This window comes from Micromonospora sp. NPDC093244 (genome assembly GCF_040683695.1).
Lineage (GTDB): Bacteria > Actinomycetota > Actinomycetes > Mycobacteriales > Micromonosporaceae > Micromonospora.
Map to the genome: position 1 here is coordinate 645555 of NZ_JBFBEO010000002.1, position 22983 is coordinate 668537.

Annotated in this window: 22 protein-coding genes; 7 read left to right on the forward strand and 15 right to left on the reverse strand. The window is 71.6% G+C overall.

Annotation, left to right across the window (positions count from 1 at the left end; genetic code table 11):
* On the reverse strand, positions 1 to 1185 hold the full coding sequence (locus AB0N27_RS13050) for a spermidine/putrescine ABC transporter substrate-binding protein (protein ID WP_364367810.1): 1185 nt from the start codon (positions 1183 to 1185) through the stop codon (positions 1 to 3).
* A 160-nt stretch (positions 1186 to 1345) separates the two neighbouring features.
* Here AB0N27_RS13050 and AB0N27_RS13055 point away from each other — a divergent pair, with 160 nt between their 5' ends.
* Positions 1346 to 1858, forward strand: coding sequence for an Lrp/AsnC family transcriptional regulator (locus AB0N27_RS13055; protein ID WP_203177830.1), 513 nt, complete (start codon positions 1346 to 1348; stop codon positions 1856 to 1858).
* Here the strand turns inward: AB0N27_RS13055 and AB0N27_RS13060 are convergent.
* Positions 1837 to 2046, reverse strand: coding sequence for a DUF397 domain-containing protein (locus tag AB0N27_RS13060; protein ID WP_364367814.1), 210 nt, complete (start codon positions 2044 to 2046; stop codon positions 1837 to 1839). The genes AB0N27_RS13055 and AB0N27_RS13060 overlap by 22 nt on opposite strands.
* Positions 2037 to 2780: a helix-turn-helix transcriptional regulator gene (locus tag AB0N27_RS13065; protein WP_364370661.1), complete on the reverse strand. Its 744-nt coding sequence runs from the start codon at positions 2778 to 2780 to the stop codon at positions 2037 to 2039. Before AB0N27_RS13065 ends, AB0N27_RS13060 begins: the two co-directional genes overlap by 10 nt.
* Before the next feature lie 695 nt (positions 2781 to 3475).
* Between AB0N27_RS13065 and AB0N27_RS13070 the strand changes: the two genes are divergently transcribed.
* On the forward strand, positions 3476 to 4822 hold the full coding sequence (locus AB0N27_RS13070; protein ID WP_364367817.1) for an aspartate aminotransferase family protein: 1347 nt from the start codon (positions 3476 to 3478) through the stop codon (positions 4820 to 4822).
* 19 nt (positions 4823 to 4841) lie between these two features.
* Here AB0N27_RS13070 and AB0N27_RS13075 read toward each other — a convergent pair whose 3' ends face one another.
* Positions 4842 to 5207, reverse strand: coding sequence for a DUF3499 domain-containing protein (locus tag AB0N27_RS13075; RefSeq protein ID WP_364367820.1), 366 nt, complete (start codon positions 5205 to 5207; stop codon positions 4842 to 4844).
* A 153-nt stretch (positions 5208 to 5360) separates the two neighbouring features.
* Here AB0N27_RS13075 and AB0N27_RS13080 point away from each other — a divergent pair, with 153 nt between their 5' ends.
* A complete protein-coding gene (locus tag AB0N27_RS13080) occupies positions 5361 to 5810 on the forward strand; it encodes a metallopeptidase family protein (RefSeq protein ID WP_074316962.1) in 450 nt (149 codons plus the stop codon).
* Positions 5811 to 5845: 35 nt separating this feature from the next.
* Here AB0N27_RS13080 and AB0N27_RS13085 read toward each other — a convergent pair whose 3' ends face one another.
* From AB0N27_RS13085 to AB0N27_RS13110, 6 genes are all read right to left on the reverse strand, one after another.
* Positions 5846 to 6103: a WhiB family transcriptional regulator gene (locus tag AB0N27_RS13085; protein ID WP_007455784.1), complete on the reverse strand. Its 258-nt coding sequence runs from the start codon at positions 6101 to 6103 to the stop codon at positions 5846 to 5848.
* Positions 6104 to 6572: 469 nt separating this feature from the next.
* Positions 6573 to 6902, reverse strand: a complete 330-nt coding sequence (locus tag AB0N27_RS13090) for a phospholipase (protein ID WP_364367823.1) — start codon at positions 6900 to 6902, stop codon at positions 6573 to 6575.
* Positions 6903 to 6922: 20 nt separating this feature from the next.
* On the reverse strand, positions 6923 to 8317 hold the full coding sequence (locus AB0N27_RS13095; protein ID WP_364367826.1) for a DUF4331 domain-containing protein: 1395 nt from the start codon (positions 8315 to 8317) through the stop codon (positions 6923 to 6925).
* Positions 8318 to 8366: 49 nt separating this feature from the next.
* Positions 8367 to 8645, reverse strand: coding sequence for a hypothetical protein (locus AB0N27_RS13100; RefSeq protein WP_357980057.1), 279 nt, complete (start codon positions 8643 to 8645; stop codon positions 8367 to 8369).
* A gap of 162 nt (positions 8646 to 8807) precedes the next feature.
* Positions 8808 to 11351, reverse strand: coding sequence for a bifunctional FO biosynthesis protein CofGH (locus tag AB0N27_RS13105; protein WP_364367828.1), 2544 nt, complete (start codon positions 11349 to 11351; stop codon positions 8808 to 8810).
* A gap of 162 nt (positions 11352 to 11513) precedes the next feature.
* Entirely contained in the window at positions 11514 to 12470 is a 957-nt protein-coding gene (locus tag AB0N27_RS13110) for a hypothetical protein (protein ID WP_364367831.1), read from the reverse strand.
* 98 nt (positions 12471 to 12568) lie between these two features.
* Between AB0N27_RS13110 and cofD the strand changes: the two genes are divergently transcribed.
* Both cofD and AB0N27_RS13120 read left to right on the forward strand, forming a co-directional pair.
* Entirely contained in the window at positions 12569 to 13570 is a 1002-nt protein-coding gene (gene cofD, locus AB0N27_RS13115) for a 2-phospho-L-lactate transferase (protein WP_364367834.1), read from the forward strand.
* Entirely contained in the window at positions 13567 to 14655 is a 1089-nt protein-coding gene (locus AB0N27_RS13120; protein WP_364367837.1) for a coenzyme F420-0:L-glutamate ligase, read from the forward strand. The genes cofD and AB0N27_RS13120 overlap by 4 nt, the downstream gene beginning before the upstream one ends.
* Before the next feature lie 15 nt (positions 14656 to 14670).
* Here AB0N27_RS13120 and AB0N27_RS13125 read toward each other — a convergent pair whose 3' ends face one another.
* Complete coding sequence (locus AB0N27_RS13125) at positions 14671 to 15669, reverse strand: winged helix-turn-helix domain-containing protein (protein WP_364367840.1); 999 nt, start codon at positions 15667 to 15669, stop codon at positions 14671 to 14673.
* A gap of 276 nt (positions 15670 to 15945) precedes the next feature.
* Positions 15946 to 17004, reverse strand: a complete 1059-nt coding sequence (locus AB0N27_RS13130) for a hypothetical protein (RefSeq protein ID WP_364367843.1) — start codon at positions 17002 to 17004, stop codon at positions 15946 to 15948.
* A 39-nt stretch (positions 17005 to 17043) separates the two neighbouring features.
* Here AB0N27_RS13130 and AB0N27_RS13135 point away from each other — a divergent pair, with 39 nt between their 5' ends.
* On the forward strand, positions 17044 to 17661 hold the full coding sequence (locus AB0N27_RS13135) for an NUDIX hydrolase (protein WP_364367846.1): 618 nt from the start codon (positions 17044 to 17046) through the stop codon (positions 17659 to 17661).
* On the opposite strand, the gene AB0N27_RS13140 is transcribed toward AB0N27_RS13135, so the two are convergent.
* On the reverse strand, positions 17630 to 18724 hold the full coding sequence (locus tag AB0N27_RS13140; protein WP_364370664.1) for a sugar phosphate nucleotidyltransferase: 1095 nt from the start codon (positions 18722 to 18724) through the stop codon (positions 17630 to 17632). The two genes, AB0N27_RS13135 and AB0N27_RS13140, sit on opposite strands and share 32 nt — an antisense overlap.
* A gap of 62 nt (positions 18725 to 18786) precedes the next feature.
* Complete coding sequence (locus AB0N27_RS13145) at positions 18787 to 19932, reverse strand: glycosyltransferase family 1 protein (protein WP_364367849.1); 1146 nt, start codon at positions 19930 to 19932, stop codon at positions 18787 to 18789.
* Positions 19933 to 20086: 154 nt separating this feature from the next.
* Between AB0N27_RS13145 and AB0N27_RS13150 the strand changes: the two genes are divergently transcribed.
* On the forward strand, positions 20087 to 20776 hold the full coding sequence (locus AB0N27_RS13150) for a TIGR03089 family protein (RefSeq protein WP_364367852.1): 690 nt from the start codon (positions 20087 to 20089) through the stop codon (positions 20774 to 20776).
* 205 nt (positions 20777 to 20981) lie between these two features.
* Here the strand turns inward: AB0N27_RS13150 and AB0N27_RS13155 are convergent, their stop codons facing one another.
* Positions 20982 to 22964: an acetoacetate--CoA ligase gene (locus AB0N27_RS13155; protein ID WP_364367855.1), complete on the reverse strand. Its 1983-nt coding sequence runs from the start codon at positions 22962 to 22964 to the stop codon at positions 20982 to 20984.
* Positions 22965 to 22983 lie beyond the last annotated feature (19 nt).

Sequence of the window (22983 nt, forward strand, 5' to 3'; positions counted from 1 at the left end):
TCACGCCCCGATGACCTGCTGGAACTTACCCTCGTACTCCCGTTCCTGCTTCTCGTCCAAGGCCATGAACACTTTGGACTTCGACAGCAGCGCCTCGTCGGGGAAGATCAGCGGGTTGGCCGCCAGCTCCGGGTCGATCTTCTCCATCTCGGCCTGGGCGCCCTTGACCGGGCAGATGTAGTTGACGTACGCGGCGAGCTTCGCGGCGACCGCCGGCTCGTAGTAGTAGTTGATCAGCGCTTCGGCGTTGCCCTTGTGGGTGGCCTTGTTGGGCACCATCATGTTGTCGCTGTACAGCATCACGCCGGAGTCGGGCGCGACGAACCGCACCTTCTCGTTCTCACTGGAGAGCTGGATGACGTCTCCGGACCAGCCGATACACGCGGCGATGTCGCCCTTGGCCAGGTCGGGTGCGTAGTCGTTGCCGGTGAACTTGCGGATCTGCCCGGAGTCGACGGCCTTCTTGAGCTTGTTGAGGGCGTCGTCGAACTGGGCTGCCGTGAAGTTGGCCGGGTCGTGCCCGTTGGATCCGAGGAGCAGGCCCATGGTGTCGCGCATCTCGCTGAGCGCCGTCACCTTGCCCTTGAGGTCGGGGCGGGTGAGCAGCTCGTCGACGGTACGCAGCTCCTTTGTGACACTGCCGTTGAACGCCAGGCCGGCGAGGCCTGACTGCCACGGGATGGAGATCCGGTTCTCGGCGTCGAAGGAGCGGTTGAGCAGTGACGGAAGCAGGTTGGCCTGCACGTTCGGGATCTTCGCCGGGTCGAGCTTCTGGATCCAGCCGAGCCGGATCATCCGCGCCGCCATCCAGTCGGTGAGCACGATGACGTCCCGGTCGGTGCTCTGGCAGGCGGCGAGCTGGTTCTGCACCTTGCCGAAGAACTCGTTGTTGTCGTTGATGTCCTCGGTGTACGTGACCTGGATGCCGGTCTTCGTGATGAACTCGTCCAGGCTGGGCCGCTTGGATTCGTCCTTCTCGTCCACGTCCATGTACTGCGGCCAGTTGGAGAAGGCGAGCTTCTTCTCGGTGCCGGACAGGTCCTCGCTGACGCAGCCGGCCTCGGTCTGCTGGGCGCCCTTGGTGCCGCAGCCGGCGAGACTACCGCCCGCGGCCAACAGGGCGGCCGAACCGAGAGTGCCGGTGAGCAGTCCACGCCGGGAGAGGGGCCGGAGGGGAGTACGCATGACGACTCCTAGGGGTCGGTGCCGTGGACGACTGATCCTGACATGAGGTGACCTCCCTTACAAGGGATTCCGTTGCGGGATTAGCGATGCACGACGAAATACGCCAGACTACGCGGGGATACACGCGCGACATCACGATCCGGGACATGGGGAGCGCACGATGACAAACCGGCAGCACGAGAACGGCAACGGCGGCCGACGTGTCGCTGTCCGTGAAGGTGCCAATCACGCTCTGCTGGACGACGTGGCCAAGCAGATCATCGAACAGCTCCAGGAGGACGGTCGCCGCCCGTACGCGACCATCGGCAAGGCCGTCGGGCTCTCCGAGGCGGCGGTCCGCCAGCGGGTGCAGCGACTGCTCGACTCCGGCGTGATGCAGATCGTCGCGGTGACCGATCCGCTCCAGCTCGGCTTTCCCCGGCAGGCGATGATCGGGCTGCGTACCGACGGCGACCTGGAGGCGGTGGCCGACCGGCTCGCCGAGCTGGACGAGGTCGACTACGTGGTGATCACCGCCGGGTCGTTCGACCTGCTCACCGAGGTGGTCTGCCGCAACGACGACCACCTGCTGGAGATCCTGCAACGCCTACGCGCGGTGCCCGGCGTGCTCTCCACCGAGGCGTTCGTCTACCTCAAGTTGCGCAAGCAGACCTACACCTGGGGTACGGCCTGACCGGAGCGCCGGAAGCCGCCCACAAAGGACGTCCACGCGGCCGGGGCGAAGGTCAGCGTGCCGCCGTCCCGGTCCTTGCTGTCGCGGACCAGCACCCGGCCAGGAAGATTGTCGGCCACCTCGACACAGTCGCCGCCGTTGTTGCTGCTGCGGGTCGCGGTGCGCCAGCGGGCGTCGGTCATGTCCATGTCTCGGCCACTTCCCTGATCAGCTCGATCGATCGTCGTCGGGGCAGCGCCTCACCGGTGACGCTCTCCCACCTGCGCCCCAGGCTAGCGACGTCGACGGGATCGGTCACGACCTGACCGCGGAGTTGGTTGTCGAGGTACGCCAACTCCGTCCCGTCTGGCAGCCGACCGAGCACGAACGGACCGGCCAGCCCGGTGTGCCACGGACTCTCCGCCGGGATGACCCGGACCTGCACATGTTCCCACTCGGCCGCCGCCGCGAGGTGCCGGAGTTGTCCGGCCATCACCGACCCGTCGCCGACCGGCCGGCGTAGTACCACCTCGTCGATCACCGCGACGAACTGCGGCGGGTCGTCCCGTCTGAGGACCGCCTGGCGTTCGATCCGGCCAGCGACGATCAGGTCCACCTCGGACGGAGGGACCAGGCCGCCGGTGCTCAGCACCGCGCGGGCGTACCCCTCGGTCTGAAGCAGGCCCGGCACCAACAGCGGCTGATAGGACCGGATGCCTGTGGCGTCCTGTTCGAGGTCGGCCCACGGCCGGAACCACGGCAGGTCCCGGCGGCGGAACGGCTCCGGCCAGAGGTCGGCCGGCTCCCGACGCAGGACCTCCGCCACCGCGACCCGGGTACGCGGATGCGGGATGCGACCCGAGGCAAGCCACCGTGCCGCCGTCTTGGGGTCGACGCCGACCTTCTCGGCCAGCGACTCCACGGTCTCCCCCGCCTCCGCCATCGCCACCCGCAACGCCTCGTTCGCCACCCGATCCTCCCGCCACCCGATCCTCCCGCCGCTCGTCGTTGCGCGCGGACGATCCGGGATCTCCGCCCAGCAGGCGCGCTGCGACGCGCTCGATGCACGCTGCGGCGGACAATAGCCACGCTGACTCTCCGTGTCTGTGTCCTACCGGCGTGTTGCGGTAGGACGTGTTGGCGCCCATTCAGGACGCCCCCCGACCGCCCCCGAGGTGTCCCGCCAGCGCCCCGAGACCCGCCGCGCCGGTCCCCGCGTTGATCCACTCCACGTCGCCGATATCGCGGTATCAGGGTGCGGTTGATACCGCCACATCGGCGACGTGAAGTGGAGCTGATGTCGTAAACGATTCGGCCGTCGACAGGACCAGCCGGACAGCCCGGCAGAAGCACCCGGCGGGAGACCGGCGGGAGCGAGCCGACTGGCGATCGTGATGTCGCAAACGATTCAGCTCCAAAGGCAACCAACAGCACACCCCGCCTCCCCCGGACCGCCCGCCGACCGACCGACAGCGATGCGGATTCCGTTGCAGCATCGACATGGATGCGCTAAATCCGTCGCAGGCAGCCCGCCGCGCCACTGATACCACTTGCTTCCGCCCCCCGGCCTGTGCGATAACCGTTGGCAGAGCGGCCGGTGCCACCCCTTGGACCGGCCCGACGACCGATGGGGCTGACATGGCCAACGCCACCGACCACCTCTGGATGCACTTCACCCGGATGGCCAGCTACTCCGCCGGCGAGGTGCCGACAATCGTGCGCGGCGAGGGCGCGTACGTGTGGGACGCGCAGGGTCGCCGCTACCTGGACGGGCTCGCCGGGCTCTTCGTCGTCAACGCAGGCCACGGGCGTACCGAGCTGGCCGAGGCCGCCGCCAAGCAGGCCGGCGAGCTGGCCTACTTCCCGCTCTGGTCGTACGCGCACCCCAAGGCCGTCGAGCTGGCCGAGAAGATCTCCACGCTCACCCCCGGCGACCTCAACCGGGTCTTCTTCACCACCGGGGGATCCGAGGCCGTGGAGGCGGCGTGGAAGCTCGCCCGCGCCTACTTCAAGCGCACCGGCAAGCCCAACAAGTACAAGGTGATCAGCCGGTACATCGCGTACCACGGGACCTCGATGGGCGCCCTGTCGATCACCGGCCTGCCCGGCATCAAGAGCGACTTCGAGCCGCTGGTGCCGGGCGCGATCAAGGTGCCGAACACCAACTTCTACCGGGCGCCCGAGCACGGCGACGACGCCGAGGCGTTCGGCCGCTGGGCCGCCGACGAGATCGGCCGGGCCATCGAGCGGGAGGGGCCGGACACCGTCGCCGCCGTCTTCCTGGAACCCGTACAGAACTCCGGCGGCTGCTTCCCGCCCCCGCCCGGCTACTTCCAGCGGGTCCGGGAGATCTGCGACGCGTACGACGTGCTGCTCGTCTCCGACGAGGTGATCTGCTCCTGGGGGCGGCTCGGCGAGTACTTCGGCGCGGTGCGCTACGGCTTCCAGCCGGACATCATCACCACGGCCAAGGGCATCACCTCGGGGTACGCCCCGCTCGGCGCGATGATCGCCAGCGACCGGCTGATGGAGCCGTTCCTCACCGAGACCGGCATGTTCGCCCACGGGGTGACCTTCGGCGGCCACCCGGTCTCCTGCGCGGTGGCCCTGGCCAACCTGGAGGTGTTCGCCCGCGAGGACCTCATCGGGCACGTACGCGCCAACGAGGACGCCTTCCGGTCCACCCTGGAGAAGCTGCACGACCTGCCGATCGTCGGCGACGTCCGGGGCGACGGCTACTTCTACGGCATCGAGCTGGTCAAGGACAAGACCACCCGGGAGACCTTCGACGAGGCCGAGTCGGAACGGCTGCTGCGCGGCTTCCTCTCCACCGCGCTGTTCCAGGCCGGGCTCTACTGCCGGGCCGACGACCGGGGTGACCCCGTCGTCCAGCTCGCCCCGCCGCTGATCGCCGAGCAGCAGCACTTCGACGAGATCGAGCAGATCCTGCGGACGGTCCTCACCGAGGCCTGGGCGCGGCTCTGAGACGGCCCGGCCGCCGGGGTCAGTGGTTCGGAGGGATCACGCGCAGGTGGCCTCGGCGGCCGGTCTGGTGGGGGTTGTCGTGGTGCGGGTCGGGCTCCGGCGGGCGGGGGGCCGGGCGGGCGGCCTCACGGACCGCCTCGGCGAGCGCCACCAGATCGTCAGTGGTGGGGGGCGGCGGCTCGAACTCGCCCTCGTGCCGGACCACGTCCCAGCCCCGGGGGGCGGTGAGGCTGCGGGCGTGCGGCTCACACAGGTCGTACGTGTGCGGCTCGGCGAAGGCCGCCAGCGGGCCCACCACAGCCGTCGACTCGTTGTAGACATAGGTCAATGTGGCGACCGCTTGCCGGGGGCAGCCGTTACGGGAGCAGCGCCGTGGTGACCTCACGGCGGCAGGGTATCTCCATTACCGGGTCCGGCGCATCGCTTCGCGATGCGACACGCCCGTCGTGGTGATCACAATTCGCCCGTCCGGTACGCGCCGCGCCGCGCGTGCGGCGCTGCCGCTGGCCAGCCCGGCGTGGGGGCTACCCTTTGCCTCATGACGAGTCCGGAACACCGCCGCCCCGGTTCCGGCCGGCGCGCGCACCGCGACCGGCACGGGCGCGGCCTGCGCGGGCGACTGGTGCCGGCGACGGTGCCGCTGGCCCGCACCAAGGCGGAGGTCTTCGACGACCTGGTCCTGGACACCGTCGAGACGCTGGAACGCCGGTTCGCCAAGGAGTTGGCCGGAGTCGAGTTCGCCGTCGAGGACGTCCCCCCGGACCTGAACGTCTACGACTCCGACGTGTTGGAGGACGGCGAGGTCCCGTTGGCCCGGCTGCTCCCCGGCCGCCCGGGCCGACAGGAGGTGCCGCCGCGGATCGTGCTGTACCGGCGGCCTCTGGAGTTCCGGGCGATGGACCGTGAGGACCTCGCCGATCTCGTCCACGATGTGATCATCGAACAGGTGGCGAACCTGCTCGGGGTCGACCCCGACGAGCTGGCCTGAGCCGGGCGGCCCCCACCGCCCCGACCCCGTACCGCTCAGGCGGCCCGCCGCTTCAACTTGCGCCGCTCCCGCTCCGAGAGCCCACCCCAGATGCCGAACCGCTCGTCGTGCCCGAGAGCGTATTCGAGGCATTCGGTCTTGACCTCGCAGCGCGAACAGATTCGCTTCGCCTCGCGGGTCGAGCCGCCCTTCTCGGGAAAGAACGCCTCGGGGTCGGTCTGCGAGCACAGCGCCCGCTCCTGCCACTCCGGCGCGTTTCCGAGCAGGTCGGCCACCTCAAGCTGGCCGTCCATCAAATGCCTCCTTGTCGCGCACCGGCGTCATCGCCGCTGCAACCCCCCACGCGAAAGGCGTGCTTGTCCGTCCGGTCCCGTTTTGTTGCGTTCCGTGCGAACAACCCCATTCAAATTACACGCGTGTAATGCGTGCGCCGTCAAGCCAAACTTGATAATGGAGTCGCCCTCCCGACACCCCCGGCCGACCCCTCAGGTCGTCCAGCCTCGCAACCTGCCCTATCGATTCAGACCCCGGCCGAGTAACGCCCTCTCCGGCGAGTTGCCCGACTTTTCTGCCGTGGCGCGCCTCCGACGAGTCGCCGCCATGACGGCGCCAGACACATCGGACGACCCCCTCCCGTCAAGCTGATCTTGGTGGGGGACAGGTTAACGCGGCGCGGCGCAGACCGCCCGTCGAGTGAGGGACAGCATTCACGCCCCGTCCACGATGTGGACGGGGCGTGCCTGCCAAAACGGTGCGGTGAGATCAGCCCGCGGCCCCGAAACCGCTGGTGGGCCACACGAACTCGGCTATCGCTCCACCATGGACAGAAACTGTGCCGGCGGACGTACCCTCGTCCCACCAGACGGTATAAATGCCGGCCGGCAGATCCGGGTAGACCGCGCTGTGGAACGACCCGTCCCGCACCCGACGTTCGCGCACCGCCGAGTGGACGCGCCGGTCGTCGCCCCGGCTGATCTCGATCTCCCGGCCGCGCAGATCGGGACCCGTGTAGAGGATCAACGCGCCGGTCTCGCCGCCCAGTTCGAGAACGACGGTCCCGGTCTCCGACGGCCCGTACGTGTGCTCGTGCATCCGCCGCTCCCCCACCCCGGTCAGGACGACGCCGGCGGGTTGTTGAAACCGTCGTACGGCGTACCCAGGTAGGGGAAGTTCCCGAGGAACGGCGCGGTCACGTCGGCGGCGCTCAACCCGGGGGTGACCGCGCCGGCCGCCGCGTCCGGACGGAACGACCTGTCCACCAGCGGGACGGTCACCCCGGCGATCGCCCGCAGGGCGATGCTCACCACGTCGTCGCCGACCCGCCTCCCGTTGGGAAAGCCGGCCAGATCACCGCCGAGCACCCCGAACCGGTCCGGCTCACGGGTCGGCGGGATCGCGGTGTTCAGCCGCAGCATGTCGGCCTGCACGTCACCTGTGGCGTTGGTGAAGCCGTCGATCAGCCCGGCGGGTACGCCGGTGAGCAGGATCGCCACCAGGTCGGCCCGGGCCTTCTTGGACTTGGTGAGCCGGTCCAGGTTGGGAAAGACGTCCGGGTAGAGCGCCGGCAGCAGCGCGGCCAGTTCCGGCTGCTCGACGAACTTCGCGAACCGCTTGTCCTCCGACGGTGGCAGCGAGTTCCACAGGTCCTTCTTGGACATCGGCACGATGACCTCGTTGAACAGCGGATTGCCCAGCCGGGAGACCTGGGTGAACGGGCCGGTGGCGGTGTCCGCAGCACCACGGTCGCCGAGCACCCGGACCTGCCGGCGCGACGCCGACGTCCACACGCCGATCACCGACGCCTGGTCGTCCGCGCCGTACCTGTTGGCGCGCCGCCGCACCCGGTTCAGCGGCACCTGCACGGCGAGGCTGTGCACGTTCATCCGGTCGGTGGCGTTCACCGGTTCACCCTCGGCCTTGAAGATCTTCTTGCCGGCCACGTGCAACTGCTGGAACGGCCGCAGCGTGCCGAGGTCGAAGATCGCCCCCAGGTCGACGAAGAAACCGTCCGCACGCTGCCCGGCGAAGACCCGCTCACCTGTGGAGAGCGAGTAGGTGGCCTGCCGGACCAGGTTTGCGTACTTCGGGGTGGACAGCGGGCCGACGTTGCACGGCGGGCACTGCAGCTTGTGCGCCAGCCGGTGCTCCCGGCCGTCGGCCACCCGGGTCAGGCTGTAGAACTGCCTCCGGTTCCAGGTCTCGCTGTCAAGGGAGTCGATCGGACCGGTGTTGTAGAGAAAGCTGTTCGGATTGGTGATCTCGGTGGTGAATTCGAACCGGTAGGTGACATCCGGACGGCCGTCGCCGTCGTTGTCGATATGGATCTCGTAGCGCACGTCGTCACCGAACTCGAAGAAGTTCGGCCCCCCGGAGGGGAGCTGCAACGGCACGTAGTTGGCGATCAGCGTGACCGTGTCGGGCTTGTCGGGGCTCACGAACGCGTACAGGTCGGAACTGTCGGCGACCGGATCCTTGGCTATCTCCGGTGCCTCGCGGTGGGAAGACATGGCGGACCAACCTCACTGGGCGGGGGCGGATGGCGGGGTGGCGGGTCGGTCAGCGCCGGGCGGCGCGCCGCAGCCGGTCCGCCAGGCCACGGTCGCGGACCTCGATCCGGGACTCGCCGACGAAGACGTCCATCGTTCCGGAGGCGGCGTCCCGCAGGTGCACGACGATCGGCTCGTCGGCACGGGCGGCCGCGCCAGGGGCGTTCTGGGCGGCGGACAGACCCGGCACGGTGAGCGCGGCGGCGCCGAGGGTGGCGCTGGCCGCGGCGGTCAACGTCTGCCTGCGGGTCAGTCGCGGCCACTGCCGCTTCCGCTGATCACTGGTCATGGGCAACCTTTCCGGCTGCGGCGCGAACGCGCCCGCGGTGACGGACGGGTCCGGTTGCCGTCTACCGACGCCGCCGGCCCCTCCGGGGACACCGGCGGCGATCCTCGCCGCGACCGCCGCCGGCACCGCGTGGTACGGGTGCCGGCGGGAAAAGGTTCGACCTCAGGGCCGGACGTGACCGTACGCGGTCGAACGCTTGCGCGCCGGTCGCCCGGCCGCCGTCGCGATGGCCCGCAACTGCTCCTCGGTACGCGCCGACCCGTTCCCCGAGCCGGCCATCCGCGAGATGGTCTCCTCCATGAGCGTGCCGCCCAGGTCGTTGCAGCCGCCCTGGAGCATCGCCACAGTGCCCTCGTCGCCGAGCTTCACCCAGGAACACTGGATGTTGTCGATCCGGCCGTGCAGCAGCAACCGGGCCATGGCGTGCACCACCCGGTTCTCCCGCCAGGTCGGGCCGGGGCGGGCGATGCCGGCCAGGTAGATCGGGGCGTTCGTGTGCACGAACGGCAGCGCCACGAACTCGGTGAACCCGCCGGTGCGGTCCTGCACCCCGGCCAGCACCCGGAAGTGCGCCAGCCACTGCCCGGGGTGGTCGACGTGGCCGTACATCATCGTGGAGCTGGACCGGATGCCCAGCTCGTGGGCCGTGCTGACGACGTCGACCCAGGCGGCGGCCGGGAGTTTGCCCTTGGTCAGGACCCAGCGCACGTCGTCGTCGAGGATCTCCGCGGCGGTGCCCGGGATGGTGTCCAGTCCGGCCTCACGGAGCTGGGTCAACCACTCGCGGACCGGCACGCCGGCCTTCGCGGCGGCGGTGACGATCTCCATCGGGGAGAAGGCGTGCACGTGCATCTCCGGTACGCGGGCCTTGATCGCGCGGACGATGTCCGCATACCCGGTGACCGGCATCTTCGGGTCGATGCCGCCCTGGAGGCACACCTCGCTGGCACCTGCCGCCCACGCCTCCTCGGCCCGGTCGGCGACCTGGTCGACCGAGAGGCGGTACGCGTCGGCGTCCCGCTCACGCTGGGCGAACGCGCAGAACCGGCAGCCCACGTAGCAGACGTTGCTGAAGTTGATGTTGCGGTTGACCACGTAGGTGACGTCGTCGCCGACCGTGTCACGGCGGACGTCGTCGGCGAGCCGGCACAGCTCGTCCAGCGCCGGGCCGTCCGCCCCGAACAGGGCCAGCGCCGCGTCGGTGTTGCCGGGCTCCAGCAGCGCCGCCGGGTCGTCGGCCGCCAGCCGCAGCCCGGCAGCCAGGTCACGGTCCGCGCCGCTTCCGGCCGCCACCGGGGGTACGCCCGTGCGCCGCGCCTCCGCCTCGGGCGTGACCTTGCCGGCGACCTCGGACCAGTCGCCGTAGACGCTGTCGAAGTCGCCGCGCCGGTCGTCGGTCCGGCCCGTGGTGTCGATGGTGGCGTGCAGGTCGGTCCGCCCGCCGAACACCTCCTCCGGCTCCTGCCACGGGTGGCCCTGCGGCATCGCCGACTCGACAGCCATGCCGGTATCCGGGTCGGCGAGGGCGTTCACGTGCGGCGACAGCCGAGGGTCGAGCCACGGGTCGCCGGCACGGACGTACTCGGGGTAGATCGTCAACCGCTCCCGCAGCGTGAACCCCGCCAGCTCGGTGTGCCGGGCCAACTCCTCGATCTGCGGCCACGGCCGCTCCGGGTTGACGTGGTCCGGGGTGAGCGGCGAGACACCACCCCAGTCGTCGATCCCGGCGCGCAGCAACAGGTCGTATTCGCCGGCGATGAGGTTCGGTGGGGCCTGGATGCGGGCCTTCGGGCCGAGCAGCAGCCGGGCCACCGCCACCGTGGCGGCCAGGTCGTGCAGCTCCGCGTCGGGCATGCCGCGCATCGCCGTGTCCGGCTTGGCGCGGAAGTTCTGCACGATCACCTCCTGGAGGTGGCCGTACTCCCGGTGGGCGCGACGGATCGCGAAGAGGGCGTCGACCCGCTCGGCAGGCGTCTCGCCGATGCCGATCAGGATGCCCGTGGTGAACGGCACCCCGACCCGGCCCGCGTCGTCGAGCACCCGCAGCCGGACCGCCGGCTCCTTGTCCGGTGAACCGTAGTGCGGGCCGCCCGGCTCGGACCAGAGCCGCGTCGCGGTGGTCTCCAGCATCATGCCCATGCTCGGCGCGACAGGCTTGAGTCGTTGCAGCTCCGACCAGGACAGCACGCCCGGGTTGAGGTGCGGCAGCAGCCCCGTCTCCTCCAGCACGGCCACCGCGCAGGCGCGCAGATAATCCAGTGTGGAGTCGTAGCCGCGCTCGTCCAGCCAGCTCCGCGCCGCCGGCCAGCGCTCCTCGGGCCGGTCACCGAGGGTGAACAGCGCCTCCTTGCAGCCCTGCGCCGCGCCCTCGCGGGCGATCGCGAGGACCTCGTCACGGTCGAGGAAGGGCGCCGGCAGCCGGTGCGGCACGGTGGCGAACGTGCAGTAGTGGCAGCGGTCCCGGCAGAGCCGGGTCAGCGGGATGAAGACCTTCTTCGAGTACGTGACGACGCCCGGCCGCCCCGCGTCACGCAGCCCGGCGTCGCGGATCCCACCGGCAACCCGGAGCAGCTCGTCGAGGGCGTTACCGCGGGCGGAGAGCAGCGCGGTCGCCTCGTCGACGTCGAGGGCCCGCCCGGTCGCGGCCCGGCCCAGGGCCCGCCGCACGCTCGCCTCGCTGGGACCGGAGTGGGTGCGATCAACCATCCACTCAGCCTATGCGCAGCAGCTCCCCACCCAACGAGCCCCCGGCCCGCCCCGACCCACCCCGACCCGCCGATCTTGCACTTTCGGTCGCGACACAAGGGGTATACCGCTCATGTCGACAACCGAAAGTGCAAGATCGGCGCGGGTCTGGTCGGTGCTGACTCAGCGCGGGCCGTCGGGGTTGATGTGCTGGGTACGGTCGCCGTCCGTGTCGGCGGGGCGCCGGATGGTTTGGGTCGGGTCGGCGGCGCCCGGCTCGGCGGACTGGCGCGGGATGGCCTGGGTCGGGTCCGCCGACGGCGGCTGCCCGAACGGCGGAGCGGGCGGCCCGGACTGCGGCGCGGGGTTCACCGGTGGGGCCGACTGCGGGAACGGCGGCGCGGACTGCGGGGCCGGCGGTCCGGACTGCGGGAACGGGGGCGCCGACTGCGGGGCGGGCTGGAACGGCGGCGAGGGCTGCCCGTACTGGCCCTGCGGGTAGCCACCCGGCTGACCGGCCTGCGGGTAACCGCCCGGCTGACCGGGAGCTGGCCACCCACCCTGCGGCTGGCCACCGGGCTGACCCGGCCACCCGCCCTGCTGCTGCGGCCAACCTTGCTGGGGCTGGCCGTACACGCCCGGCTGCGCCTTGGGCTTGGGCACGTAGTAGAGGGTGCGCCAGAGCGTGAAGACCACCCAGGCGGCGACCGCGAAGATCACCATCCAGGCGAACCGGGTGAGCACGCCCAGCAGCGCGTCGAGGACCTCGGCCTCGGCCAGCCGGCCCACCGTCCAGACCAGCAGGGTCAGCGTGCCGAACAGCGCGCTCACCGCGTACTCGCCGAGGGCCACCTGGGTGATCAGCTTGGCCTTCGGCAGCACCGGCGAGATGTGGGTGGCCAGCAGCACGGCCAGCAGCGGCAGGACCACCGCCTCGATCCCGACGAACGCGAAGAAGGCGCTGCCCGCGCGGTCGGTGAAGTCGCTGTAGTCGTTCGGGGCGATCAGCCGGAGCAGGCCCACGAAGAGGAACACGGCGTTGGCGCCCAGCAGGGCGAGCGCAGCCAGTTCGCGTAGTGGCCTGGTCAGCTGGCGGGCCTGCGTCGCGTCGGTGGACGCGGGCTCGGCGGGGCTGGTCACGAGCTCCCCCTCGGGGCGTGGACGGACAGGGCGCACGTGAGCCTAGTCTCCTTGGCCACTGGCGTCCCGGAGGCGTCACGTGCGCGAGGATGGTCGACATGCGCATCGTGGTACTGGCCGGCGGCATCGGCGGCGCCCGGTTCCTGCTCGGCGTCCGGGCGTACGCCCGCGAGGTCGGCGCCGAGGTGACCGCAGTTGTCAACGTCGGCGACGACCTGTGGCTGCACGGGTTGAAGATCTGTCCCGACCTGGACAGCGTCATGTACACCCTCGGCGGTGGCGCCGACCCCGAGCGAGGCTGGGGCCGGGTCGGAGAGAGCTGGACGGTCAAGACGGAGCTGGCCGCGTACGGGGCAGAGCCGACCTGGTTCGGCCTCGGCGACAAGGACATCGCCACCCACCTGGTCCGCAGCACCATGCTCAACGGCGGCTACCCGCTCAGCGCGGTCACCGAGGCGCTGGCAACCCGCTGGGAGCCTGGCGTACGCCTGCTGCCGGCGACCGACGACCGGCTGGAGACCCACGCCGTCGTGAGCGGGAGGAGTGAGCTTGCGAGCCCCGCAGTCGCGAACAGCGCCAGCGCCGTCGAGGACGACAAGGGTCAGCGGGCCATCCACTTCCAGGAGTGGTGGGTGCGGTACCGGGCGGACATCCCGACGCACCGTTTCGTCTTCGTGGGCGCGGAGACGGCGAAGCCGGCACCTGGGGTGCTGGACGCCATCGGCGCGGCCGACCTGGTGCTGATCGCACCGAGCAACCCGGTGGTGAGCGTCGCGCCGGTGCTGGCCGTACCCGGAATGCGCGAGGCCGTGGCGGACGGCCCGGCGCCGGTAGTGGGTGTGTCGCCGATCATCGGCGGCGCGCCGGTGCGGGGGATGGCCGACAGGTGCCTGGCCGTGCTCGGCGTCGAGTGCAGCGCGGCGGGAGTGGGTCGGCTCTACGGGGGCCGACCGGCCGGTGGTCTGCTGGACGGCTGGCTGGTCGCCGAGGAGGACTCGGGCGCGGTGGTGCCGGAGGTGACGGTCCGCGCGGTGCCGTTGCGGATGACCGACGAGGCGGCGACGGCGGCGATGGTCCGCGCCGCGGTGGAGTTGACGTGAGGCTGGAGATCCTGCCGGTGCTGGGCATCGGCCACGTGACCGAGGGCGACGACCTGGCGGCGTTGATCGCGACCGCCGCGCCCTGGCTGCGCGACGGCGATGTGCTGGTGGTCACCAGCAAGATCGTCTCGAAGGCCGAGGGGCGGCTTGTCGACGTTCCGGCGGACGGGCCGGAGCGGCTCGCCGCGCGCGACGAGGTGTTGGCGGCGGAGACCGCACGGGTGGTCGCCAGCCGGGGGCCGACCCGGATCGTGCAGACCCACCACGGCTTCGTGATGGCGTCCGCGGGCATCGACGCGTCGAACGTGGACAAGACCCGGCTGGTCCTGCTTCCGGTGGACCCGGACGCGTCGGCTCGCGCGCTGCGCGCCGCGCTGCGCGAGCACTACGGGCTGGACGTCGCCGTGATCGTCACCGACACGATGGGGCGGCCCTGGCGCAACGGCCTCACCGACGTGGCGCTCGGCGTGGCGGGGATGCCGGCGATCCGCGACCACCGGGGCGAGGTCGACCCCTACGGCAACGAGCTGCACCTGACCCAGATGGCAGTGGTGGACGAGCTGGCCGCCGCCGGCGAGCTGATCAAGGGCAAGTGCGACCAGGTCCCGGTCGCCGTGGTCCGGGGCTACCTCTCGACCGCCGACGCCCCGGACGGCGATGGCGCGAAGGTGCTGGTGCGTGACGCCGAGCAGGACCTCTTCTCCCTCGGCACCTCCGAGGCCCGCGCGGCCGGTCTGGCCGACGCCGTCACGCTGCCCGACGGTCCCGGTCCGACGCCTGCCGATCCGGAGGCCACGCGACGGGCGATCGAGGCGGTCGCCGGCGTCGTCGCGCCCGGCACGGTCTTCACCCTCGTCGACGAATCGGAGGTACGCGCCGGTCTGATCGCCGGGGTGCCCGGCTGGCCGGACGGCGCCACGGCCCTGGTGCTCGGCACACCGCCGGCCCCCGTCGACCCGATGGACCTGGTCCGTTTCGGCGCCGACCTGCACCGGCTGCGCGTCGCCCTGGCCGCCGAGGGCATCGGATCGGCACTGCTCCCGCCGCCGTCCGGCAGCGCGGCGAGCGCGGCGCTCGCCCTGTGACCCGTCCGGCCGCGCTCAGGCGTCCAGCATGGCCCGGCCGAGCGGGGTCAACGTGTGCAGCACCCGGTTGCGGTCACGATGGCTGACGAGCAGGCCGGCGTTGCGCAGCACCGTGGCGTGCTGGCTCGCCGCCGCCGGTGAGATGTTGAGCTGACGGGCCACCTCGCCGGTGGTGCAGCCGTCGTCGCTGGCCTGCAACACAGCCGCCCTGGTCCGCCCGAGCAGAGCGGCGAGCGAGTCCCGGCCGGCGCCTGTCGCATCCGGTGCGGTGCCGTCGGCCGGGGCCAGCCCGCCCAGCCGGTCCACCGGGTAGACGAGCACCGGCGGCAACGCCGGGTCGAGCAGCGCGACAGGGGTGCTCGCGCAGAAGAACGACGGCACCAGCAGCAACCCCCGACCATCCAGGTGCATCTCCCGGTGGTGCGGGTAGTCGCGAACCTCGAGGACCCCGCCCTCCCAGCGCATCGCCGGCCGGAGGCTGGTGAGCAGCCCCTCCACGCCGCCGTCGAGCAGCGCTCGCGCCCGACGGGCCCGGTCCGCCGCCACGGCCGCCTGGATCCGGTGCCAGTACGGGCCGATCGCCAGCGACCGGTACTGCTCCATCGACTGCGCGAGGTGGTGCAGCACCCCCACGTCGCCGCGGGCCAGCGCGGCGGCCGACGACGGCAGCGGGGTCTCGGCGGCAAGCACACCCAGGTCCCGGCGCAGCAGCTCGACGGGGGTGCTGCGGACCGCGTCCAGCCCGGCCTCGAAACCCTCCACACTCGCGTACGGGGTCAGGAAGTCGGGAAAGTACCCGCGTGGCGGATTCAGCGCGAAGAGGAGTCTGAGCTGCTCGGAGGCGGCGTCCTGGCGTAACTCCCGGCTCACCGTGCGTCGCCAGGACGACGTCAGCGGGTCGCGGTTGCGGCCCTGCAACACGTGCAGGCTGAGGACCAGCTCCCAGACCGGGTCCGCCGCCGGGGCCACCCGGGTCCGGAGGATGTCCTCGCCCGAAAAGTGGATCTTCAGCATGGAGCACTCCCGTGTCGCCGGCAGGGGGATGCCGGGTGACCGTTCGACTCTACCTGCCCGGCAGTTATCTCCATCTTTAAGCCTGAGATGAAAAACCTCGACGCCTCCCGGGACAGTTCGGCATGCTTCCAGTGCCCGAGCACGGCACCGGTACGTCGTGGACGTACGCGGCGCCTGGGCGCCGGGGCCGGGGAGGACCGGTGATCGGGCGGCACCACGAGGGTCTGCGGCCCTTGCTCCGCAGAGGTGCCGTCCGATCATTTCGCCGAACTCCGCTCACCCCACCCACAACGCGACCCGGTGGTCCTCGTCGGTGACGTAGAAGACCCGCCCGTCCAGCGTGGCCAGCCCCTCGACGTGGTGGAACGGCGCCAGCTCCGCCACAACCTCCCCGTCGAGCAGGTACGCGTCAGGCACCGCGCCGCCCGACCCACCCGCCGGCAACCGGAACCGGACATGCCGCGACGTGACGTCACCCCCACCCGGATGGTCGTCGAGCAGCACCGAACCCTTGCCCAGCGCGTCTATCGACCCGACCACCGCGTCGTACCCGCCGTCCGAGGTCGGCGCGATGGCCCGGAAGCCGGTCAACGCCCCCGTCGGCGTCACCCCGCTCACCGCGTACGCCCCCAGCGCCCTGGGCCACGCCGGCTCGGCCGCGAACATGTCCGGGACGCCCGCCACCTCTACCACGATCGGCTCACCGGCCGAGGTGACCGGGAAGCGCAGCCCCAGCAGCACCGTCCCGGCCGGGGTGAACGCCGCCGCCTCCACGTTCAGGGGCAGGTCGTCCGGGGCCAGCCGGGTCACCCAGCTCTTCGACCGGGCCGTCCCCCGGGCCAGGGTCTCCACGATGAACCGGTCCCGCACCCGCTCCCCCGGCGGCAGCAGGCTCAGCGGCGCCACGGCGAGAGCGTCGTTTACCGCCCGGTGCAGCCGGAACCGGTTACGGACCACCTGCACCGGCAGCGGACCGACCGCCGCGTCGTCCTCCCGGAACCGGGCCACGAAGGCACGCCTGGGGCGCAGCGGGCCGGCCTTCGACCCGAAGTGCGAGCCGAAGACGTACACCCAGCCGTCGTGGTGGGCGAGCGCCTCACCGTCCTCGGTGCGGCCGTTCTCGGCCCCGGCGTCCGCCACCACGTGCCGGGCCGTCCACCCGCCGCCGTCCACCTCCAGCAGCAGCGCCAGGCAGCGCTCCACAGGCCCCTCGTCCAGCACCGTCCAGAAGCCCCGCCGGGCGCCGTACGCGCGCAGCAGCGCCGCCGAACGCACCGGCAGCAGATCGCTGGCCTCGTTGCCGGCCACCACGAATTCGACGAGTCGCAGGGTCACCGCGCCAGGGTACGGAGCGGGCGCTCGTACAGTGGCGAGGTGCCCGACACCGCGTTCACCGGCCCCGCCGCCCACCCCACCGACGCCGAGACGTACGCCGCGCTGCACGCCGACGCCGCCGCGCTGCTCGGCGGCTGGCAGCCCACCAGCCCGGACGCCGCCACCGCCCGCGAGAGGACCCTCGCGGTACTCGCCGCCGGCCCGGTCGCGATGAGCAGGCAGCACCGCCCCGGCCATCTCACCGCAAGCGCGCTGATCCTCGACCCGACCGGCTCACGGGTGCTGCTCTGCCTGCACGGCAAGTTCGGCATGTGGGTGCAGCTCGGCGGGCACTGCGAACCCACCGACGAGACCCTGGTGGCCGCCGCGCTGCGGGAGGCCACCGAGGAGTCCGGGATCGACGGCCTGCGCATCGACCCCGTGCCGATCGACGTGGACGTGCACCAGGTCGCCTGCCAGGGCGGCTCCCTGCACTTCGACGTCCGGTTCGCCGTACTCGCGCCGCCCGGCGCGGTGGAACAGGTGAGCGACGAGGCCGAGGCGCTGGGGTGGTTCCCGCCGGACGCGCTGCCCGAGCCGCTGGCCGGCGGGACCGCTCAACTCGTCGCGCCGGCCCTCGCGGCCCTCAGACGTAGCCCTCTTCGCCTCGCTCCTTGAGCTCGTCGACCAGGGCCTTCACGTCCTGGGCCCGGTCGCGCGGACAGACCAGAACCGCGTCGGGAGTGTCCACGACGATCAGGTCACGGAGCCCGAGAACGGCCACCATCCGGCCGGACTGCGGGACCACCACCAGGCCGGCGCTGTCGTGCAGCAGCACGCCCGGCTTGGTGTCGGCGCTGCCGAGCACCACGTTGCCCGCCTCGTCGGCCGACAGAACCTCACCGAGGGTGTGGAAGTCGCCGACGTCGTTCCAGCCGAAGTCACCAGGCACCGTGGCCACCCGGCCCGCGGTGGCGGCGCCCTCCATGACCGCGTAGTCGACGGAGATCTTCGGCAGGGTCGGCCAGATGGCACCGAGCACGTCGTCCTGCTCGGGGGTCCCCCAGGCGGCGGCGATGGCGGTGACACCGGCGTGCAGCGCCGGCTGCTGGCGGGCCAGCTCGGCGAGGAACACGTCCACCCGCCACACGAACATGCTGGCGTTCCACAGGTGGCGTCCGGAGCGGACGTACGCTTCGGCGACGTCGACGGCCGGCTTCTCCTTGAACTCCGTGACGGCCCGCCACGGCGTGCCGCTGGTCTCCTCGCCGGTCTCCAGGTAGCCGTAGCCGGTCTCCGGCCGGGTCGGGGTGATTCCGACGGTCATCAGCAGGCCCCGCTCCGCGCCGAGGGCGGCCTCCCGGACCGTACGCACCCAGCTCTCCGGGTCGCCGATCAGGTGGTCGGCGGCGAAGCTGCCCATCACCGCCTCCGGCTCCCGCAACGCGATCACCGCCGCGGCGAGCGCGATCGCCGCACAGGAGTCCCGCGGGGACGGCTCGACGAGGATGTTCTCCTCAGGCAGTCCGGTCAGTTGCCGGGCCACCGCCGCGACGTGCGCGGCGCCGGTGACCACAAGGGTGCGTTCGGCGGTGGTCAACGGCGCGAGCCGGGCCACCGTCGCCTGGAGCAGCGAAGCGTTGGTGCCGGTCAGGGGGTGGAGGAACTTGGGGTGGCCGGCGCGGGACAACGGCCACAACCTCGTGCCGCTGCCACCTGCCGGGATGACCGCATAGAGCATCCGCACATCATGCCCGACGGACGTCGGGCCGGTGGCCGCGTCGCCCACCCAGCCCTCGACGCTCACGAACGGGCGCGGCTCCAAGCGGCGATGTGCACCTCGGCGCTGGACTCCCAGGTGAACTCCTTGGCCCTGTCGAAACCAGCCTTCGCCAGCGTCAACCGGCGCTGCTCGTCGTCGAGCAGGGCGGCCAGGTCGGTGCCGATCTGCTCCGCGTCCTCCGAGGTGTAAGCGACCGCGTCGCCACCCACCTCGGGCAGCGACAGCCGGGGCGTGGTCAGCACCGGCGCGGCGCACGCCATGGCCTCGAGGATCGGCAGGCCGAATCCCTCACCGTAGGACGGGTAGGCGGCGACCAGCGCGCCGCCGAGGAAGCCGGGCAGGTCCCCGTAGCGCAGGTAGCCGGGACGCAGCAGGCGCAGGTGCGACGGGACCTCGGCCACCGCCCTGTCGATGTCGTCGTCGTGGCCCTGCCCGCCGGCGATCACCAGCGCCGGCGGGTCGTCCCGGTCGGCCACCGCGCGCGCCCAACCACGGATCAGGTTGGGTACGTTCTTGCGCGGCTCCTTGGCGCCGAGGAAGGCGACGTAGCTGCTGTTGCCGAGCCCCAGCCGGGCGCGCACCCGGGCCTTCTCCTCGTCGCTGGGCGCGTGGAAGGCGGCGTGGTCGACCCCGTGGTAGGCCACGTCGATGCGGGTCGGGTCGGCGTCGAGCAGCCGGATCAGCTCGTCCCGGGTGGCCTTGCTGGGCACGATCACCCGGTTGGCGCGCCGCATCGAGGTCTTGATGGCGCTGCGGAAGAACGTCCGGCGCGACTTGTCGTAGTGCTCCGGCTCGGTGAAGAACGTCGCGTCGTGCACGGTGACCGTCACCGGACAGCCGGCCCGCAGCGGACAGGTGTAGAAGGGCGAGTGGAGCACGTGGGCGCCCACCTGCTGGGCCAGCAGCGGCAGGCCGGTCTGCTCCCAGGCGAGGCGTGCCGGGCGGTGCGCCACGGCGGCCGGCGCCGGAATGATCTCCGCGCCGGGCAGCATCCGGGTGTACCGCTCCAGGTCGGTGCGGAGGCTGACAACTGCCAGCTCCACCCCCGACCCGCAGACCTTGCCGAGGGCACCGAGCAGACCGTCGACGTATCGACCGACACCACCACGGTCGGCGGGGACACTCGTGGCGTCGATGAGCACGCGGGGCGGGCGACCGGCGGTCACGGGGCGACTCCTTGAACTGGCGGGTCTGTGGGGAACAACACTCCGGGGGTAAAGCCTACGCCGGAGTACGGGGCCGACGCTGACTGCGACCCGACCGTACGCCGACTTGTCATCGTCTTCGAGTACGGCTCCCGGGGGCGTATCGTTCGCGCCGATGGCCGACAACATTGCCCGCGTCTTCGCCGACGCGATCGCGACCGACCCGACCCGACCGCTGCTGACCTGGTACGACGACGCCAGCGGCGACCGCACCGAACTGTCCGGTGCCACACTTGCGAACTGGGTGGCGAAGACCGCGAACCTGCTCGTCGACGAGGTGGGTCTCGCGCCGGGCTCACCGGCGGGGGTGCTGCTGCCTCCGCATTGGCAGACCGCGGCGGTGTTGCTGGGTTGCTGGTCGGCCAAGGTGAGCGTCACCGACACGCCCGGCGACGTGGAGGTGCTCTTCGCCGCCGTCGACCGGTTCGACGAGGCGCAGTCCTGGTCGGCCGCCGAGCAGTACGCCCTGGGCCTCGCCCCACTCGCCGCCCCGCTGCGGGAGGTACCGCCCGGGTTCGCCGACTACGTGGTCGAGGTACGCCGACACGGCGACCACTTCACGCCACAGTCCGGTCCGGGCCCCGCCGACGCGCGCCTGCTGGCCCGGGCCGAGACCCGCGCCGACGAGCTGGGCATCGAGCGTGGGGCACGTGTCCTGGCCGACACCAGCCGCTATCCGGACCCGGTCGACTGGCTCCTGGCCCCGCTGACCCGGGCCGCCACCGTCGTCCTGTGCGCCAACCTGGCCCCGGCCAACCTCCCCACCCGCCTGACCACGGAGAAGGTCACGCACGCTCTCCCGTGACCGACCCGCCGGCGGCCCCGTGGCGCCCCGGCACGGGCAGCTGCCGGTAGGCACGCGCCCGTCCTTTGCTCTGCTTCAACCGGCGCAACAGAAAGCGGCCCGGACTGTTGCGCCCCCGTAAGCAGAGCAAAGGACGCGCATGCCGGGGCACACCCCAGTCACCACCGTGCTCCCCGACAGGGCGGACGAGTCGCCGCGGCCAACCTCAGGCGGGCGTCTTGTTCGAAGGGCGGCGTTGGGCCAGGGCGGCGAACGCGCCAAGCGAATCCGGATTCACCAGGGCGCCCTTGGCCGCGGCCTGGTCGACAGGGGTGCCGGTGAGGATCTTCTTGACCGGCACCTCCAGCTTCTTCGCCGAGAGGGTGCGGGGAACGGCGCGTACCTGGTGGATCTCGTCGGGCACGTGCCGGGGTGAGAGGGCGGTCCGCAGCTCCCGGCAGATCTTCTTCCGCAGCGCGTCGTCCAGAGTCAGCCCATCGGCCAGCACCACGAACAGCAGCAGCTCGCCGGCACCGCCCTCGTCGTCCTCCAGGTGCACGACGACCGAGTCGACGACCTCGTCGAGGCCCTCGACCACCGAGTAGAACTCGGCGGTGCCCAGCCGCACCCCACCTCGGTTGAGGGTGGCGTCGGAGCGTCCGGTGATCACGCAGCCGCCCCGCTCGTTGATGGTGATCCAGTCGCCGTGCCGCCAGACGCCCGGGTAGACGTCGAAGTAGGCCTCGCGGTAGCGGGTGCCGTCCGGGTCGTTCCAGAAGCCCACCGGCATGCTCGGCATCGGCTCGGTGATCACCAGCTCACCCAGTTCGCCGATCACCGGGGTGCCGTCGGCGGACCGTGCCTCCACCTTCGCGCCCAACGCCCGGCAGGCGATCTCACCGGCGTACACAGGTAGGAGCGGCACCCCTCCGACGAAGCCGGTGCACACGTCGGTGCCGCCGGAGAGCGACTGGAGCTGCACGTGGTCGCTCACGGTGTCGTACACCCATCCGAAGCCCTCGGCGGGCAGCGGCGCGCCTGTGGAACCGACGCCGCGCAGCGCGGACAGGTCGGCGATGTCCCGGGGCACCAGGCCGGCCTTGCGGCACGCCAGCAGGAACGGCGCGGAGGTACCGAAGTACGTGGTGCCGGTCTCGGCCGCCAGCCGCCACAGCCCACCCAGGTCGGGGTGGCCCGGGTTGCCGTCGAACAGCACGATGGCGGCGCCCACCGCCGGCCCGGACACCAGGAAGTTCCACATCATCCAGCCGGTGGTGGTGAACCAGAAGAACCTGTCGGACGCGCCCAGGTCGTGGTGCAGGGCGAGCATCTTCAGGTGCTCCAGCAGGATGCCACCGTGCCCGTGCACGATCGGCTTGGGCAGACCTGTGGTGCCCGAGGAGTACAACACGTACAGCGGGTGGTCGAACGGCACCGGCGTGAACGTCAACGGCTCGTCGGTGGGCGCGGCCAGGTCGGCCCAGCCCAGCGCGCCATCGGGGACGGGGCCGGCCGGGTCCAGGTACGCGATGCTGACGGTGTGCCGCAGCGACGGCAGGGCCGCGCGGATGGCGGCGACCTCGGCACGCCGGTCCACAGGCTTGTCGCCGTACCGGTAGCCGTCCACGGCGACGAGCACTGTCGGCTCGATCTGCTGCCAGCGGTCGGTGACACTGCGGGTGCCGAACTCGGGCGCGCAGGACGAGAAGATCGCCCCCAGGCTGGCGGTGGCCAGCAACAGGACGTAGGTCTCCGGGATGTTCGGGGCGTACGCCGCCACCCGGTCCCCGGCGGTGACGCCGAGCCGGCGCAGCCCGGCCGACACCCGGCGGACCTGCTCGCGCAGCTCCGCGGCGGTCAGCGTGACGGGCGCGCGGGTCTGACCGTGCGCGATCACCACCGGGTCGTCGTCGGCGCGGCCGGGCATCCGCAGTACGTTCTCCGCGTAGTTGAGCGTTGCCCCGGGGAACCAGCGGGCGCCGGGCATCCCCCGCTCGGCCAGGGTGGCGGTCGGCGGGGTGTGCGCGATCACCTCGAAGTGGTCCCAGATCGAGCGCCAGAACCCGTCCAGGTCGGTGGTGGACCAGCGCCACAGCGCGTCGTAGTCCGCGAAGTCCAGCCCGCGGTGCTCGCGCAGCCAGCGCAGGTAGTTGCCGATCCGGGACCGCTCGCGTACGTCCGCCGGCGGCGCCCACAGCATGTCACCCACTGCTCAACCCTCCCCTGGC